The 16,264-nt window shown below is 41.0% G+C and carries 18 protein-coding genes; 6 read left to right on the top strand and 12 right to left on the bottom strand.

Annotated features, from left to right (window positions below):
* Positions 1-17: 17 nt before the first annotated feature.
* Together cobQ and FCR06_RS16375 are read right to left on the bottom strand one after the other, a co-directional pair.
* Positions 18-1,496, bottom strand: a complete 1,479-nt coding sequence (cobQ, locus tag FCR06_RS16380; protein WP_138501488.1) for a cobyric acid synthase CobQ — start codon at positions 1,494-1,496, stop codon at positions 18-20.
* Positions 1,497-1,687: 191 nt separating this feature from the next.
* Positions 1,688-2,092: an Npun_F0494 family protein gene (locus tag FCR06_RS16375; RefSeq protein WP_138501486.1), complete on the bottom strand. Its 405-nt coding sequence runs from the start codon at positions 2,090-2,092 to the stop codon at positions 1,688-1,690.
* Positions 2,093-2,284: 192 nt separating this feature from the next.
* On the opposite strand from FCR06_RS16375, the gene FCR06_RS16370 reads away from it, so the two are divergent.
* Positions 2,285-2,722, top strand: a complete 438-nt coding sequence (locus FCR06_RS16370; RefSeq protein WP_138501484.1) for a peroxiredoxin — start codon at positions 2,285-2,287, stop codon at positions 2,720-2,722.
* A gap of 77 nt (positions 2,723-2,799) precedes the next feature.
* Here FCR06_RS16370 and FCR06_RS16365 read toward each other — a convergent pair whose 3' ends face one another.
* From FCR06_RS16365 to FCR06_RS16345, 5 genes are all read right to left on the bottom strand, one after another.
* Positions 2,800-3,195: a hypothetical protein gene (locus FCR06_RS16365; RefSeq protein WP_138501481.1), complete on the bottom strand. Its 396-nt coding sequence runs from the start codon at positions 3,193-3,195 to the stop codon at positions 2,800-2,802.
* A 32-nt stretch (positions 3,196-3,227) separates the two neighbouring features.
* On the bottom strand, positions 3,228-4,115 hold the full coding sequence (locus tag FCR06_RS16360; RefSeq protein ID WP_138501479.1) for an ABC transporter permease: 888 nt from the start codon (positions 4,113-4,115) through the stop codon (positions 3,228-3,230).
* A gap of 146 nt (positions 4,116-4,261) precedes the next feature.
* Positions 4,262-5,281 (bottom strand): ATP-binding cassette domain-containing protein, encoded by a 1,020-nt coding sequence (locus FCR06_RS16355; protein ID WP_138501478.1) that lies wholly within the window; start codon positions 5,279-5,281, stop codon positions 4,262-4,264.
* Between the two features lie 134 nt (positions 5,282-5,415).
* Positions 5,416-6,402 (bottom strand): choice-of-anchor A family protein, encoded by a 987-nt coding sequence (locus tag FCR06_RS16350; protein ID WP_138501476.1) that lies wholly within the window; start codon positions 6,400-6,402, stop codon positions 5,416-5,418.
* A 299-nt stretch (positions 6,403-6,701) separates the two neighbouring features.
* Positions 6,702-8,204, bottom strand: a complete 1,503-nt coding sequence (locus FCR06_RS16345; RefSeq protein WP_138501474.1) for an aminotransferase class I/II-fold pyridoxal phosphate-dependent enzyme — start codon at positions 8,202-8,204, stop codon at positions 6,702-6,704.
* Between the two features lie 107 nt (positions 8,205-8,311).
* Here FCR06_RS16345 and FCR06_RS16340 point away from each other — a divergent pair, with 107 nt between their 5' ends.
* A complete protein-coding gene (locus FCR06_RS16340; protein WP_138501472.1) occupies positions 8,312-9,019 on the top strand; it encodes a M15 family metallopeptidase in 708 nt (235 codons plus the stop codon).
* 75 nt (positions 9,020-9,094) lie between these two features.
* Here the strand turns inward: FCR06_RS16340 and FCR06_RS16335 are convergent, their stop codons facing one another.
* Positions 9,095-9,568, bottom strand: coding sequence for a TspO/MBR family protein (locus tag FCR06_RS16335; protein WP_138501470.1), 474 nt, complete (start codon positions 9,566-9,568; stop codon positions 9,095-9,097).
* Between the two features lie 89 nt (positions 9,569-9,657).
* Positions 9,658-10,131, bottom strand: coding sequence for a TspO/MBR family protein (locus tag FCR06_RS16330; RefSeq protein WP_138501468.1), 474 nt, complete (start codon positions 10,129-10,131; stop codon positions 9,658-9,660).
* A gap of 320 nt (positions 10,132-10,451) precedes the next feature.
* Here FCR06_RS16330 and FCR06_RS16325 point away from each other — a divergent pair, with 320 nt between their 5' ends.
* The 3 genes from FCR06_RS16325 (at position 10,452) to FCR06_RS16320 (ending at position 12,007) form a co-directional block, all read left to right on the top strand.
* Complete coding sequence (locus FCR06_RS16325) at positions 10,452-11,021, top strand: DUF3611 family protein (protein WP_138501466.1); 570 nt, start codon at positions 10,452-10,454, stop codon at positions 11,019-11,021.
* A 77-nt stretch (positions 11,022-11,098) separates the two neighbouring features.
* Positions 11,099-11,257 carry a hypothetical protein gene (locus FCR06_RS32700; RefSeq protein WP_189523453.1) on the top strand — a complete coding sequence of 53 codons (159 nt, stop codon included), beginning with the start codon at positions 11,099-11,101 and terminating at the stop codon, positions 11,255-11,257.
* A gap of 159 nt (positions 11,258-11,416) precedes the next feature.
* Positions 11,417-12,007 carry a thioredoxin family protein gene (locus FCR06_RS16320; RefSeq protein ID WP_138501464.1) on the top strand — a complete coding sequence of 197 codons (591 nt, stop codon included), beginning with the start codon at positions 11,417-11,419 and terminating at the stop codon, positions 12,005-12,007.
* A gap of 24 nt (positions 12,008-12,031) precedes the next feature.
* On the opposite strand, the gene FCR06_RS16315 is transcribed toward FCR06_RS16320, so the two are convergent.
* The 3 genes from FCR06_RS16315 to FCR06_RS16305 form a co-directional block, all read right to left on the bottom strand.
* Positions 12,032-13,051, bottom strand: coding sequence for a sensor domain-containing diguanylate cyclase (locus tag FCR06_RS16315; protein ID WP_189523452.1), 1,020 nt, complete (start codon positions 13,049-13,051; stop codon positions 12,032-12,034).
* Positions 13,052-13,551: 500 nt separating this feature from the next.
* Positions 13,552-13,791 carry a DUF6737 family protein gene (locus FCR06_RS16310; protein WP_138501460.1) on the bottom strand — a complete coding sequence of 80 codons (240 nt, stop codon included), beginning with the start codon at positions 13,789-13,791 and terminating at the stop codon, positions 13,552-13,554.
* 146 nt (positions 13,792-13,937) lie between these two features.
* Positions 13,938-15,566, bottom strand: a complete 1,629-nt coding sequence (locus FCR06_RS16305) for a cyclic peptide export ABC transporter (RefSeq protein ID WP_138501593.1) — start codon at positions 15,564-15,566, stop codon at positions 13,938-13,940.
* A 111-nt stretch (positions 15,567-15,677) separates the two neighbouring features.
* On the opposite strand from FCR06_RS16305, the gene FCR06_RS16300 reads away from it, so the two are divergent.
* The gene (locus tag FCR06_RS16300; protein WP_138501458.1) at positions 15,678-15,872 is read left to right on the top strand and encodes a hypothetical protein; all 195 of its coding nucleotides are present in this window, start codon (positions 15,678-15,680) and stop codon (positions 15,870-15,872) included.
* The last annotated feature ends 392 nt before the right edge of the window (positions 15,873-16,264 follow it).

The raw sequence follows: 16,264 nt of genomic DNA, 5'->3' as shown, positions 1-16,264 counted from the left end.
TTTCAACGCATTTTAGCTTAAGACAAAAACGGAGTTAGATCTAAATGGCTTTCAACTTCAATGGCTAGGGAATCTAAAATCTGCTCTCGCTGTTCCCGGTAGTTAGCAACACCAGTGGGCAAAGATTTTAAACCCCGTTGTTGACGGAGGCGATTTAACCAAGCCCGTCGCCAAGGGCCGTTATCAAAAATCCCGTGAAGGTAAGTACCCCAAACTGATTGACAACTATCCACTAACCCTAAGTTAACATCGTCAAATAACGCATGGTAGGATTGGGCGTCTATTCCTTGCTGTTCAATACGCGATCGGCCTTGGTGGATTTCAAAGCCGTTGACTGGCAAGCCCATCTGAGGATAATTTGAGCTAACTTGGCGCTGACGGGCAATTTTCTGTCCTGTAATTACAGTTCTAATTGGTAAGAGATTTAACCCTTGATATCTGCCAGCTTGTCCCTCTATCCCTTCTGGGTCGGCTATGATTTGTCCAAGCATTTGATACCCACCGCAGATGCCTAAAACTGTTCCCCCAGAGGCAGCGTAATGTTGAATAGCTTCTGCCATACCGCTTTTTTGCAACAGTAGTAAATCAGGAATTGTGGTCTTTGTTCCTGGAATAATTACCGCATCAGGATGTCCTAAATCTTGCTTTGGGCTAAGATATTTTACTGAGACTGTGCTTTCTGATTCTAGAGGATCAAAGTCAGTGAAGTTAGCAATTCTAGGTAAGCGGATAACAGCAATGTTAAGGTCACTGTGAACTTTGGTTGATTGACGTTCTAGCAAATCGAGGGAATCTTCCGCCGGAAATACTTCTTGTAAGTAGGGTATAACACCAACAACAGGAATACCTATGCGTTCTTCTAACCATTTTATTCCTGGTTCTAGGAGCGATCGCTGTCCTCGAAATTTGTTAATTACGACACCTTTAATTAAAGCGCGTTCATCCGCATCTAATAACTCTAGAGTGCCTACTATATGAGCAAAAGCTCCACCTCGGTCAATATCAACTACTAGTATAGTTGGCGCATTCAAATATTTTGCTACCCGCATATTTGTTAAGTCGCGGTGTTTGAGGTTAATCTCTGCTGGACTACCAGCACCTTCACAAACCAACAAGTCAAATTCTGTTCCTAAATGCTGTAGCGATTCTTCAATTGTCCGCCACCCCAGTTCAAAATATTGCTCGTAGTAATCTGCGGCACTTACTTTGCCCACAGGTCTACCTTTAATAATTACTTGCGAAGTCATATCTCCTTGGGGTTTGAGTAAAATCGGGTTCATTTCTACCCAAGGTACGACTCCCGCAGCCCAGGCTTGTACTGCTTGGGCGTAGCCAATTTCTCCACCATTGGCAGTGACATAAGCATTTAAAGCCATATTTTGACCTTTAAAGGGAGCCACTCGCCAGCCGCGCCGAGATAAAATTCGACAAATAGCTGTAGTTAAAAGTGATTTCCCTGCGTGGGATGTTGTCCCCACCACCATAATTGATTTCATAGTTACTATCAGATTTTTAATATAAAGGGTAAAATTTTACGGGCATGGGGGATGAGGGGGCACACAGACAAAGGAAGCACTCCCAATGCCCAATGCCTCACCACATTGTAAAGACTTCATGAATGAATATGATGTTTCCGTATATTATTGTTCCCTTTGACTCGTTAATCCTAACTCTTTAGTTTTCCCTTCTAAAAAGGTAACCGCAACCAACGAATCAGCCCATTGTATAAACGATCGCGCCATGAAGGAGTACGCCAATTTTTTCCCTGATATTGTTCTATCAACTGGCGTCCTAAGGGAGTGAGGCGAAAACTATCTGTAATTCCCTGACCATCAACTTCTCGTCGCAATACGCCCACTTGAATCAGCCAACCCAAAGCGTCGTCAGATGCTAATTCTGATAAAGGGCGTTGAGTATAACCCTGCTTAAATCCATTTTCTAAGGCGATCGCACTCAATGATACACTCTGGTGTCGCATGGCTTCAAATAAAGATGGATTAAAAGGGGAACATATTAGCGAGCGATCGGCTCTTTCTATTGTGTTAGGAGGATAAACAAAAGTTTTTGGGTTTTGGGAATCAACAGAAGCCATTGTGTATAGGTAGAAATTTTTCTTTTAATAAAAATTAATTCAATAATATATTTTTTGTACCACTTACCTCATCTAAGCAAAATTTGGTTACCGAAAGTATATTTATGTTATTTTTTAGTAAATATATTTAATGATTATAAATTAATGTAAAATTTCAAGTGCATCAACAATCTGAAACAGGAAAGGTTAATTATGCCTCTAGCAGTTGGTACGGATGCACCTGCATTTACCGCCAAAGATACAAACGGCAACACGGTCTCTTTATCTGATTTTGCTGGCAAGACAGTTGTTTTGTATTTTTACCCCAAAGATGATACTCCTGGCTGCACTAAACAAGCCTGTAGTTTCCGGGACGCTCAATCTAAATATCAAGGTAAAGATGTCGTCATATTGGGAGTCAGTGCAGATGATGAAGTCTCTCATCAGGCATTTACCCAAAAATATAATTTGAATTTTCCTTTACTGGCTGACAGCGACAAATCTCTGATCAAATCTTTTGATGTGGATGGTGGCGGCTATGCCAAGCGCGTCACCTACGTAATTGGGCCTGACGGTAAAATTTCCCATGTTGATGCTGCTGTAAATACCAGCACTCATGCTGAAGATATTTTAGCTGCACTTGGGTTGTAGTTTTTTGCCCGATAATTAACGGATTTTTGACAAGTCTAACCCCAATTCCTTTAAGGATTGGGGTTATTTATTTGAATTCAGTTACCTGATGGTGGTATAACCAATGGTTGGGTAACTGAGGGTGATGTAACCGTTGGCAAACCAGGGGTTGTTTGTTGTTGACCTTGAATTAGTTTTTGTTGCCTTGCTTTAAAAGCTGCTGCTGCTGAGTCTAATTGTTGGTTTTGTTGGTCAGGATTCCAGTTGAGAGTCCCAAAATTCGCTCGGTGAATGAGATCAAACATGTTGAAATTATCTGAATTTGAGCGGGAGAAGGGATCGGTATTTTGGTCTGTTGTACTAGTACTGGGAAAAGGATCGGTTGGGCTGGCTATCTGAGCCGAACTAGGTTGAGCCAGCAGCAAGGAAGCGAAACTAATTCCTGCGACTGTAGCTACAAAGAGTCTAGGAATTTGTAAAAATGTTTTTTTCATAGATTTTGACCCTTAAATGGCTCTATTTTATCTTAAGCAAGAGTCCGACGCAGTTGGGGCTGAATGCTAACTAAGGCAACAAGGGCAAAGCCAAACAACACCAACAATGCTCCGCCAAAGGTAACATCGCCCCAAGGAGCTTGCATAACTACACTATCCAAAGCCCAACTACTGTGGAGATAGAGATAGCGAATCGGTTCGATCGCATAACTAAGAGGATTCAAGGTAGCCACAACCTGCAACCACCCAGGCATGAAAGATAGAGGAGCCAAAGCAGTACTAGCAAATAATAATGGTAGGTTAGTGACAAAAATTACTGCAATCAGTTCAATGTGACCGGGTAAGGCAAAAGCTAAGCCCAGAGAAATAGCTGTCACACCCAAGGCTAAAAGAAAAACAATTAAAGCGATCGCACCTAAACCAGCTGCATCAGGTAGTCCGGCACCTAAAAACGCTGCTGCTCCTACAATTACAGCTGCTTGGAGTAAACTTTGACTGATAATGAAGATTGCCGAAGCAAAGACAATGGAAAATCGTGATGCTAAAGGTGCTACCAGTAAACGATTTAAAAAACCGAACTCACGGTCAAACATTACAGGTAAACCAGCATTCAGCGCTCCAGCAAAAGCTGTAAATACAATTACGCCAGCAGCCAAAAATTGTCCGTAATTTGTCGTACTACCAAACAAGCCCTTGGGCGCATTTTGGAATAAAGCGCCAAACAGCACTAACCACATCACCGGCTGAATAATTCCAGCAACTAATGTCGAGGGACGCCGTTGCAACTGAATAAACAAGCGACGAGTTAAAGCCAGCGTCTCTTGTACCAATTCAGCAAAAAAATTAGGAGCAGCATTAGCAACAACTTGGGGTGATGCTATTGTTTGCCAATTGATATCAGATTTAGGGGTAACACTCATGAGAATTATGAATTTTGGATTTTGAATTTTGCATTAGGCTATGGGGAGTGAGGAGTTAACAGTTAAGAGTTAAGATTTCAGAATTATTCTCCCCACCTCCCCATTACCTCCTTATCCCCAGAGGGGGCCCCACCTTCCCCATCTCCCTATCTCATATTCTGCTTTTTCTCGGCTTTGGGATCGCGAGTAGCAATGGCTGCTAGTTCTGCATCCATCAATGTGCGTCCTGTAGCGGCGAGGTAAACATCATCAAGACTGGGGCGAGATTGGGCGATGCCAAATATGGGCAAGCCAGCAGTATTTAGCGTTTGCTGGATATTAATCAGAACGTCATTTTGGGGTGTGACTACCAAATTGAGAGAATTACCTTGAGCGCTGTTAACAATAACTTCTTGCACAAACGGCAAAGTTTGCAAGAGGTTTTTGGCTTTTTCCGCTTCTTCAATTGGGGAAAATTCTTGAATTCGTAAAGTGATGCGATCGCCCCCTAATCGGTCTTTCAATTGTGAAGGTGTGCCAACAGCAATTACAACGCCGCGATCAATAATTGCCACGCGATCGGCTAGGGCGTCAATCTCTTCTAAATAATGGCTGGTGATTACTACCGTTGTCCCAGAGGTGCGTAATTTTCTTAAGAATTCCCACACCACAAAACGGCTCTCTATGTCAAGTCCGACAGTTGGCTCATCCAAGACTAAAACATCCGGTGCATGGAGTAAGCCCGCGGCTAAATCTAAGCGCTTGCGTAAACCGCCAGAGTAAGTTCCGGTTTTTTTATTGGCGTATTCTTGTAAACCGAGTAAATCCAATACTGTCTCAATACGCTGTTTGGCTACTGCGCTTGGGAGGTGATAAAGTGCTGCTTGCAATTGCAGTAATTCTCGTCCAGTCAACACTTTATCTATAGCGACTTCCTGAGCTACATAGCCTAGTCGTTGTCTTGCCACTCTGGGATTATCTAATACAGAGATGCCAGATACTTCGATTTTGCCAGCATCCGGTGTGGTGAGTGTACACAAGGCACGCAAGGTAGTAGTTTTACCAGCACCGTTGGGGCCAAGTAAACCAAAGATTTCTCCTGACTCTACCTGAAAGGAAACATCCTTGACGGCAACTACCGTGCCGTAGGATTTTTGCAGATTTTGAATTAAAACGGCGGGAGCCATGACAGCTTTTCCCCAACTATACAAATCTCAACAAAGTCTATCCTTATTGTAGAAGGTAGGGACAAGGAAATAGCGCATGAGCGAAAATCTCTAAACAAGTTCGCTTCATGCGCTAAGCTGCCAAAAATTTCTGACTATTTTAGGGAAGTTAAAGACTTGCGTTTGTGGCGAAATACACCAAATACTACAGCAATTAATCCTAAACCTGGAACATTTGCAGGCTCTGGAACCTGAGTCTGAGTGGGAGGTTTAGTGTTGTTTGTGTAGTACTTAGTCGGCAGACTTGGCAGATCGCCATTAAACAGATAGTTGTGAGACTCACCATTTCCTGTTAGGGAAGCTACTACTACGTTACCGTTAACTTGACCGTTATTGAAGTTGAAATTAGCTAAAGGAGCAAGAATACTACCTTGGATACCAATACCACTGGCAGTTAGGTTAGTAGCTTCATAGAAGTTGTAAATCACTTTTTGTTTATCTGTGCCAAGAATGTTGAAACCAAAGTTTTGTAGCGACACATCCTTACCGCTAATATTGACAAGGATAGTCGAATTTGGGTCTCCCTTGATTTCAAAATAGTTTGTCTTGGAGACATCTGAGCCTGCAAGATTAAAAACATTCAAAGCAGTACCACTGCCACTCAGGTTAATAGCACCCCAAGATTGAACTGTTGTCTTACCAGTAGGAGTTAAGGTTGCAAAATATTGCGATAGCGATCGCAATTCTTCTCCTGCTGCTTTAAAGTCGATGGGATTAGCTTTACTAAGAGTTCCTTGAGGAAAACCCACATTATTGGAGACATTGGCGGTGGCTCCATAGACAGCATTTCCGTGGTAGACTTGACCGTTGCTCAGAGTTAAGTTTTGTCCGGCTACTACTACGTTGCCGCTATTATTAGAAAGTCTGCTTCCAAGTCCACCGACGAAATTCACATTCCCGCCAGCAGCAAGTTTTCCTTCTATATCTGTATATTTTTGAGAGATATCTCCCAAAACAAAGACATTGTAATCAGACGCAGCGCCTAACTCAACTGCATTTGCTTTTGCCGAGAAACCCAGTATTAAAGTCACTATAATCGGAACTGCTACTCGTCCGCAAATATAATAAGTTTTTAATTTCATCTTCTAGTTTAAGAATTATCGATATCATCCTAGAAATAAAAATTACAAATTGCATTAATTTAGTAGACTTTTTTATGAAAGTTTCATAGCTGCCATTACATCTGTATATTTTCCTATAAATTATCTGCTTAACCGCATATTTACTATTGACTAGACAAATAAAAATTTTATCAAAAATAATTTTCAAGTCAGAAAATAGAGGTCATAATGCCCGAAAAGTCAATTTTGGTAAGCTACTTGATTTTATGAAAGTTATGAAGTTGGGTTGAAAAATTTGATAAATTTACCGATTCTAAATTCTAAGTTTTGATAAAATTAGTAAGTGATTTCACCACCTTCAAAGTTTTGAGACTAGTGTCATTGCAACCGCTAATCAGTCCTCCCATCGCCTGAATTTGTTGCAAGTAGTCAAGAACGGGTTTGGTGATGAGTTCCCCTGGCATTAATACGGGAATTCCCGGAGGATAGGGACAGACAATTTCGGCACAAATGCGATCGCAAGTCTTTGCTAAGGGTAATGTTTCACTAGCAGCAAAAAAAGCTTCGCGGGGAGACAAATACAAATTAGTATCCAGTTTTGTCGGAAGATTCTGGCAAATATCATTTTTAATACTCACATTCGTTCGCCCATATTCTTTGGCAAGAATAGTAAAACCTTGAACTAATTGCTGAATATCGGCTGCTGTATTGCCCAAACTGATGATAAAAGTAAGGTGTTGCTGGGAGGGAAATTCAGCAGTAACGGCAAATTTGTCATCCAAAATTTCATCTGCTGCAAATCCGGTTAAACCTAACTTAGAGACAGTTACAGTTAATCGCGTTTTGTCTAAAGCCACAAAGCCAGGAGATCCCTCCAACCCCTCTTGACTAGGAATCTCTAAGACAGATAATCCAGGAATTTCGCTGATTTTGGTTATAGCTTCCTGTGCAAGTTGTAAAGTCTGAGACATCAGCATTTTTCCGTGGAGTGCCATTTGCTGACGCGCTGCATCTAGAGAAGCTAAAAGTAAATAACTAGGACTGGTAGATTGTACGAGTTGCAAAGCTTTACTAAGGCGATCGCTATCTATCCTGTTACCTTGAACGTGCAACATCGATGCCTGTGTCATCGCACCAAGTACTTTGTGGATGGATTGTACAGTTAAATCTGCACCTGCGGCTAAAGCTGAAGTGGGTAATTCGGGATGAAAGGCAAAGTGTGCGCCGTGTGCTTCGTCTACGACTAGAGGGATATCATATTGATGTGTGATGTTGGCGATCGCCCTCAAATCTCCACAAACGCCGTAATATGTAGGGTATACTGTCAAAACTGCTTTGGCATCGAGATGCTGCTGGAGTGCAGATTGTACAGCATTGGGTGTGATGCTATGGGCAATATCTAAAACTGGATCGTATTCAGGATTGAGAAAAATGGGTATAGCACCGGAGAGAATTAAACCAGCTACGGCAGAAGAATGCACATTTCGAGGCAAAATGATTTTATCGCCTGTGCCACAGGTAGCGACAATTGCCGCTTCAATTCCACAGGTAGAACCATTGACAAGGAACCATGTTTGTGAAGCGCCAAATGCTTCAGTGGCTAATTGTTGTGCTTCTTGAATAACGCCTTGGGGTGCAAAAAGATGATCTAAATCTGCTAATTCAGTTAAATCAGCGCCAAAGACGGCTTTGCCAAGTAAATCGGCTAAGGGTTGAGGAATTCCCTTGCCTTGTTTGTGTCCTGGGGTGTAAAAAGGAGCATGGGGGCGTGTTGCACTGGCTTTTAAGGCGTCTAATAAGGGTGTTTTGTTTTGATTGAGCATTACTGAATCAATGTTATGAAAAGCTCACGCAGAGGCGCAGGGGAAAGTCTGAGCAGAGGCTTCCGGCGAGCAGAACTTTCCAAGACAGAGGCGCAAAGAAAGAGAAGATGAGGCCTTATCATCAAATTCCGATTTTTGAATGTGGTGAACCGCTACTAGCGATTCCTTTAGAATTGTTTGCGGTGGAATCTCCCCATCCTTATGAAAAGTTAGGTGCGCCTTATGGCGATCGCTCTCCCTATTATCTCCGTCAAAGTGTGATTGAAAATTTGATTCAAGCACAAAATTATCTTGAATCATTGCATCCGAAGTGGCGAATTCAAATTTTTGATGGCTATCGCCCGATCGCAGTCCAGCAGTTTATGGTAGATTACAGCTTCGCGCAAGCAGTACAAGAAAGGGGACTGACTGAGGTAGAGTTATCACCAAACCAACGCCAAGAAATTTGGCAAGCGGTTTATGAAATTTGGGCTGTACCAAGTTTGGATGAAAAAACTCCCCCTCCTCACAGTACGGGCGCTGCGGTGGATGTGACGCTAGTAGATGATACTGGGAAAATAGTGAATATGGGTTCGCTGATTGATGAAATGTCAAGGCGATCGCATCCCAATTTTTATGCCGATAGCGATTCTCCAGAAGCAGAGAAATATCATGCTCGCCGTCAGCTATTATGGGATGTAATGTTAAAAGCAGGGTTTCAACGCAATCCTAGAGAATGGTGGCATTTTTCTTTTGGCGATCAAATGTGGGCTTGGCTGAATAATCAATCTAATCCAGCCAATCCTGTCAGCGCACGTTATGGGCGTCTTGTTTAAATGCGTTATTACACAAGAATTCAGCAGCAAAGCCAAAGACGCTGCGCCAAGGCCTCAGAATTGGTGAATTCTTCTTCAAGCATCTTGAGGATTTAATTCCTTTAACTCTTCTGTGGTGTAAGTCCCAATGGGAGTCCAAATTAGATAAGGAAGAAGTAATAGCGCTGCTAGTTGAGAAATCGCCAAAACGCAGATACCAAGGAAAACGGCACAAATTAAACCAAAGACACCGAGAATTTCCCCAGCTTTGAGACTGCGAAACCTCAGCATTACAGGTATGTAGGCGACGGTGATAATTTCCACCAAAAGATACAAAACCATCAACAGCCAAGTAATTATGCTTCCTAGATTTTTTTGCCAGACAATATTAGCTGAAACTGCACCACAAATAAAAATCACAGTCCAGATGAATGGAATCAGCGGCTCAAAAACTAGCCATCGAGGACGACTTAACTTTGCGAACCATTTAACATCACCCGGTGTAATGAAGAAACTCCCAAGGGCAACCAAAAAACTTACAGCCCCAATTATTATCCAAGATGGAATCATATTGCACTCTTGCTTGTGTATTTTGTCAAGTGATACACTGCAAGTTTGACAATTTAGAGGATATGTTAAATCATTCGCTGGTGCTAATCTTAGGCATCTTGAGGGTTGAGACTAGCCATCTGCCAAGTGGTATAAGTTCCAATGGGACTCCAGAGCAAATAAGGAACTAGTAACAGTGCTGCCCAACCAGAAACACTTAAGACTGCAAGTATCAATAAAATACTAATAATAAAACCTGCGCCACCGAGAATTGTGCCTACTTTTAGGCTGCGAAGCCTAAACATTACGGGTGTATAGGCAATGGTGATAATTTCTAACAGCAGATATAAACCCATGATTAACCAGGTTGGAGTGGTTCCTGGATTTTTTTCCCAGATAATGTAAGCCGACCAAGCACCGCAAATAAATATTACAGTCCAAATAAGTGGAATTGCGGCCTCAAAAGTTAGCCATCTTGGTCGTTGTAAGCGCTTGAACCACTGGCGATCGCTAGGTGTAATCACGTTAGCTGCTAGAGCAACTAAGAAAGTCACACCCCCAATCACCATCCAAGATTTAATCATGCTCCTTATCCTTCACAAGCGCTATCTACCGCTTAAATATCACTCTTTATAGAGTTATTTTGTCAATTTAATTGCTAAATACTCATCATCCTTGAGTTTGATAACTTCTCATCGTTTGGCAGGATTTTAATTATGGGCATTGGGAGTGTTGACTGATAACTGTTGACTGAGGAGTTATTATTCTAACCTCTGCCCCCCATCTCCTCATCTATTCCCCAAGATTACGAGCCGATTCTATCTGCAGGTGGGGGTATGGGGCAAACCACAGAAATATTGTGAGCAGTAAGGGGATAAGGCAATTAAACTCAATGGTGAATGAGATGCAAACTGAATCAGAAGTGCGTTCGATAGCATCAGAAACTCGAGGAATTGGTAATACTATTCGGATTACAGGCTGGATTAGTTTCTGGCTACAATTAGCAATTGGAGTGGTTTCTGTCCTTGCTTTGTTGTTTGCCTTGACTGGTCGTGGTTTGGTTCAGCAACAGAATACTGGTCTTGGAATTGGCATATTTTGGGCTGTATGCGGAATATTAGTGTTGTTATTCAGTCTCTATTGGAATTTTCGTTACACTCGCATCGGCAAAGCTTTAGAAAATCCCAATCTAGCTTTACATCCGAGTAAGCCAGATACAACTAAAATTCTGCGTTTAGGGATAGTTGTAGGTTTAGTAGGAATATTATTAACTCTTTTAGGTACTGGTTCAACCGTATTAGTGCTAGTGGCAAAATCTATATCTCAACCTCCAGGAGTAGCAATCACTGACCCTTACAGGATTATTCGACCAATGGATGTTTTTGTGGCTGTGGCTGATATCACAGGAATTGCTGCCCATTATGTGGGTACTGTCGCTTCATTATGGTTGCTAGAGCGAGTACATCAACACTAGTACCGCCGTGAAGTCAAAAGTATTATGGATTGGGCTTTTTAGAGATTTTAAATGATTGCTCGTCTTGCAAAGTTCTAATGCCTTGGGCAAGCCGCTCTTTGGGCGTTTACAGGGGGAACCGCCGCACCCTGCGGGAAGCCCTACGGGTTCGGGGGATCGCAATCGACGGAAACCGCCAAGACCGCGACCCCCTCACCACAGAAGCGTCTACAGACTTTGCGCTATTTATGACGTGACGTACTAAAGACTTCCTTTCTAAAAAATATCTCACTGTTCACACTCAACAGTCATCGCTCAACATTCAATCACGACTCATAATTGTAATCTTTCTGGAAAGGGGTTCGAGTCAGTTAAACTGAAAAAGAGACTACTTAATAAGTTGTAATAATTGTGTTATGAGTACGGGTTTACCAGCTAATTCTCCCGAAAAGTCTGAATCCACCTTAGCTAAGCGTTTGAGAAACTTCTTAATTGCAATTGTCGCGATCGCTTTGGCCATTGCTCTGTTCTTGGGATTGCGAACTGAAACAACTTCAGTTTCACTACCCAAGTTAAGTGATAGCTCCACACCCTTAGAAGTAGCAATGACCAACGGTAAACCATCTTTAGTGGAGTTTTATGCTGATTGGTGTACTGTCTGCCAAAAAATGGCGCCAGATATTGCCCAACTGGAAACACAATATGCTGACAAGCTGAATTTTGTGATGCTAAATGTGGATAATACCAAGTGGCTACCAGAAATGTTGAAATATCGCGTGGATGGGATTCCACATTTTGTGTTTTTGAAGCCAGGTGGAGAAACTATCGCCCAAGCGATCGGCGATCAACCCCGGACAATTCTGGCTAACAACTTAGAGGCTTTAGTTACTGGCTCACCTCTTCCCTATGGTCAATCTAGTGGGCAAGTTTCCAAATTTTCAGCCCCAGTAGCTCCAACGGCTACTCAAGATGACCCCCGCAGTCATGGGAGTCAAGTAGTAAATTAGCAAAAACAAATGGGCTTACTGAATTTAATTAATAGATTGGCGCTTGAGACGTTTGTGAGCGTACATTAACTCGTCAGATCTGGCAACCAGTTGTTCTAATGACATATTGCTTTCTGATGAGTAACGCTGTATTCCCATACTCATGGAAAGTAGATAACTACAGTTTTGCTGTTGATTGAAGTTGGTAATATTTGCTTGCAAATGTTCTTGTATGCCATCTGCATCTTTGAAGTAGCTGGAGATAAAAACAATAAATTCATCTCCACCCAAGCGAGCAACAATATCTGAGTTACGAAAACTTTGCTTGAGTAATCGACCAGCATTAATAATTAAGGCATCTCCGATGTCGTGACCAAGGGTATCGTTAATCTGTTTTAGACCATCTAAATCAATGAAGATCACCCAGCACAACAGTTTCATCCGGTGAGCAATTTTTAGTTGCTGTTCAGCCAGTAGGAAGAAACCACGCCGATTATGTAAACCTGTTAATTCATCGGTTAGTGATAACTGCCTTCCCTCGATTTCCGCTTGTTTGCGGTTACGAATTTGCTGGATGAGTTCCATCTGGGCAATGGTCTGACGACTTAGGCGGTACAGTGCATCTAACTGCTGGGAACTCAGCTGACGAGGAATCGTATCGATGACACACAATGTCCCTATGGCAAAACCGTTGGGTGTAACTAGCGACGCACCAGCATAAAAACGAATCTTAGGATTATTTGTAACTAAAGGATTGTTAACAAAACGCTCGTCTTTGATGGCGTTAGTAACTACCAATATCTCCTGTGGTTGCAAAATAGTATAGGAGCAAAAAGCCCAATCTCTAGGTATTTCCTTAGCTTTTAATCCTATTTTCGATTTAAACCATTGACGATCAGCATCAATTAAACTAATTAAAGCAATGGGAGTCTTACAAATGTAAGCAGCTAGAGCAGTCAGATCATCAAAACCTTGTTCAGGTAGGGTATCGACAATACTGTAATCTTCCAATGCTTTGAGCCTTTCTGCTTCATTTTCAGGTAGAGCAACAAGTTGTCTTTTCACAGATGAGAGTCTGAACTTTAGGCAAAAAAGTTTGCTCGGCTGAAAATTTTGCAATAACCGCAGGATTTTCTCTCGAGTGTCAAACCTATACGCTCGAAACATCTCTGCAACGGCAATCAACAGTCGGTTGAATCTTGTACAGAGATATTGTATTGCATTATCTTCTTCATGCCTTCGGCTTGCTCTGTTGTTCATTTAACTCTGACTTTCAGTGTGCAAATTCCCTGAATATGTAAATGCTTACAAGGTCTTGTGCCCAAAGCCAGGGTGAAAACGATCAAAATAAGCTAAAAATTATCAAAACTTATTAAATGATGAAAGTGCTTCGTCAAAAATTGATATTTTTTATACTGCCTACCTTTAATATCATATCTGGCAAATCACCTGCATAACAAACAGGGGGATGAATTTAGGCACATAGAGGGAGTAGGAGAAGAGATTTTATCATTTGCTAAATCATCCTGCTTTATCTGCAATGCCAACTTATTTCAGTTAAAAATTCAAAATTCAGAATTCTTATAGGACTCCAAAATCCCACTGCGAATAATTAGTTGCGGCCAGATTAACACAAAAAATACCATCCAGGTGACTATAGGGATAGAGACAAGAATTGTTAACCAAATAGTTTTAAATAATAACCAGCTACCACCAATCAGGATTACACCTGTGAGCAGTATAGACCAGGGTTGACACCACCAAGGTTTGTAGTTCCACGGATTTAAGGGCTTTTGCTGAGACATTACTTTTATTTGATCAATAAACAAATGTAGCTGAAACAAGTTGAAACTTAAAAAGTTTCAAATTAAATCTAAAAATAGTGCTGCACATAAATAAATTTAAATGACTTGCAACCATTTTATACTTAATTTATTTTACATTTTAAATTTCAACTTTTTACTTGTTCGTTATATTCTATTTGTCCATAATCAAGTTTGATAATTCGGTCTGCTAAATGAAAATAGCGATCATCGTGACTAATCACCAAGACTGTTTTACCGCGCGATCGCAGTTCTGGTAATAGTTGAGTATAAAATATTCCTTTAAATATTGGATCTTGATCGGCTGCCCACTCATCGAATAGATAAATTGGTCTATCTTCCAAGTATGCTGTAAGTAGAGCTAGGCGCTTACGTTGTCCTTGAGAAAGAGCAATGGTAGAAAGTTGTCCATTTTCAACTTTTACTTTATGGTCTAATTGCAGTTGTTTGAGATATTTTGCAGCTTGAGTATCTAATTTGAAATTTTTTAATCCCAAAAGCTCGTCGAATAAATAGAAATCAGAGAACACAACGGAAAAATGCTGGCGATACCATTCTCGATTTTGTTCGCTAATTAACTCGTTATCAAACCAAATTTCTCCTTTTTCTGGGATATAAAGTCCAGTAATTAGTTTAGCTAAGGTAGATTTACCACTACCATTGCCACCGACAATGAAGACTAATTCTTGAGGATACAATATTAGGTCTATGGGGCCAAAAATAAAGCTGTTGTCTTCTTGATTGGTGTAGTAAGTATGAGTCAAATTTTTAAAGTTTAAGCTGTGCCATGAAGATTTAATGGCAGTTGGCACAGTCGATACTTCAGAACTATTAGCTAAAGATAAACCCAGTGAATCTATTTTTTGCAGGGCAATGTTGGCTTTGCTTAATAAAGGAAGTTTACTGATGATGTTATCCATTGGCAACACCAAGTAAGTAAAAGTTAAAATGTAGCCAGAGAGGGTTTGCGAATCAATAGCAAGTAAATTAGGCAGCGCAAACAAGACAAAACCGATCGCAAAAAAGAATACGAGTTGACCCCAGCTAGAAGTTGTCGCAAAAAGAGTTAGACCGTTAACATTATGATGACGAAATTCGCTAGCAGTTGCTTGCAGTTTTTCTTCTAAAAAAACTTGACGCCGCTGATAATTAAGCTTGAGTTCCTTGACTCCTTCGGTAATCGTGCGAAAATGCTTAAACAGCCGATCTTCATCCTCACGAGCTAAGGCTAGCAACTTCGCTCCTCTAGTTAATAGCCACTGACAACTGGCGATCGCTACTATGGAAATAGCACAAACCATCAGCAGTACCAACCAAGAAAGCCAGGTAATATACGATATACAACCGAAAACGATCGCTAAATTAATAAACAAAAAAGGCATCTGATAAACAGCATTAGCAACTGCTTGAATATCCTCTGTTAGAGTTGCCAATAGTCGAGGGTTTCCCAAACGTTCCAAATGACTCAACTCAGAAGCAAGAATTTGCTTACTCAAACGCATCCGTAACTGCAAAACTGCATTCTGAGAAAGGCGAATCAGCATCACTTGGGAAATAATGCTAGTAATCAGTGCAACTATTGCCAGTCCCGCAAAAGCCCAAGCTATCGATGTGAAGCGCTCAGCACTACTGCTACTAGCAGCACGACTAATCAAAGCAATCAAGCCAGCACTACTACCGCCACTCAGGAATCCAGTGACGATCGCGATCGTTACCATAACCCAAGCAGAACGTAAAAGAAAGTAAGTCAAATTCAGGGTAACTGAAAGTTTCAAGATTTTAAAATACTTCATTTGTATGAAGGGTTAATAACATCAGGTTAGATGAATTATTTTACACAATTGAGCAAACAGAAGATTTACTACATCATGAAAGTTGATACTAATAATATTTTCACTGTTGTCTGTTTAGTATTTATGCTGGTTACTGGTATCTATCGGTTAGCACAAATAGAGGTTAATATTAATGCCAGAATCAGCAATGTACAAGCCAATCTTTTAATAGCTGTTTATTCTCTTAAAGATAACTTTGCTGATAGGTTATACATCAATGAAAAAAACTAGATATTCATCTGACTGAATATAATGAAAAGAAATTATTTTTTGAATATAGGCATTACGCGACGGATAACCTCGTCGAGCATAAATTTAACCATCTTCGATGCTTAATCAAGCAGCTTGCCGGATTCCTCAATCAAGAATTTGGCTTCATCCTCCGCGACGACGAGTATTAACTCACTGGGGATTCTCTAAAAAGCAGAGTTTCATCTACTTTGAAAATTTTTAAGTATAATTACTTAATATATATTACCAAGTTCCAAAAAGAAGCGATTTTTAGAATCTTTTTAGTTAGTTTATTTGGGGAGATACGCCAGTTCGCCTGAAGAGGTAACTCCGAAAAGTGACTGGCTCCCTAAGACGGCACTAGTTGCTCTTGACTCCTAAGTTCATTATTG

The organism is Nostoc sp. PA-18-2419 (genome assembly GCF_005869855.1).
Taxonomy (GTDB): domain Bacteria; phylum Cyanobacteriota; class Cyanobacteriia; order Cyanobacteriales; family Nostocaceae; genus Nostoc.
The sequence above is the reverse complement of the archived record's forward strand: the minus strand, read 5'-3'. Positions and strand labels throughout refer to the sequence as shown.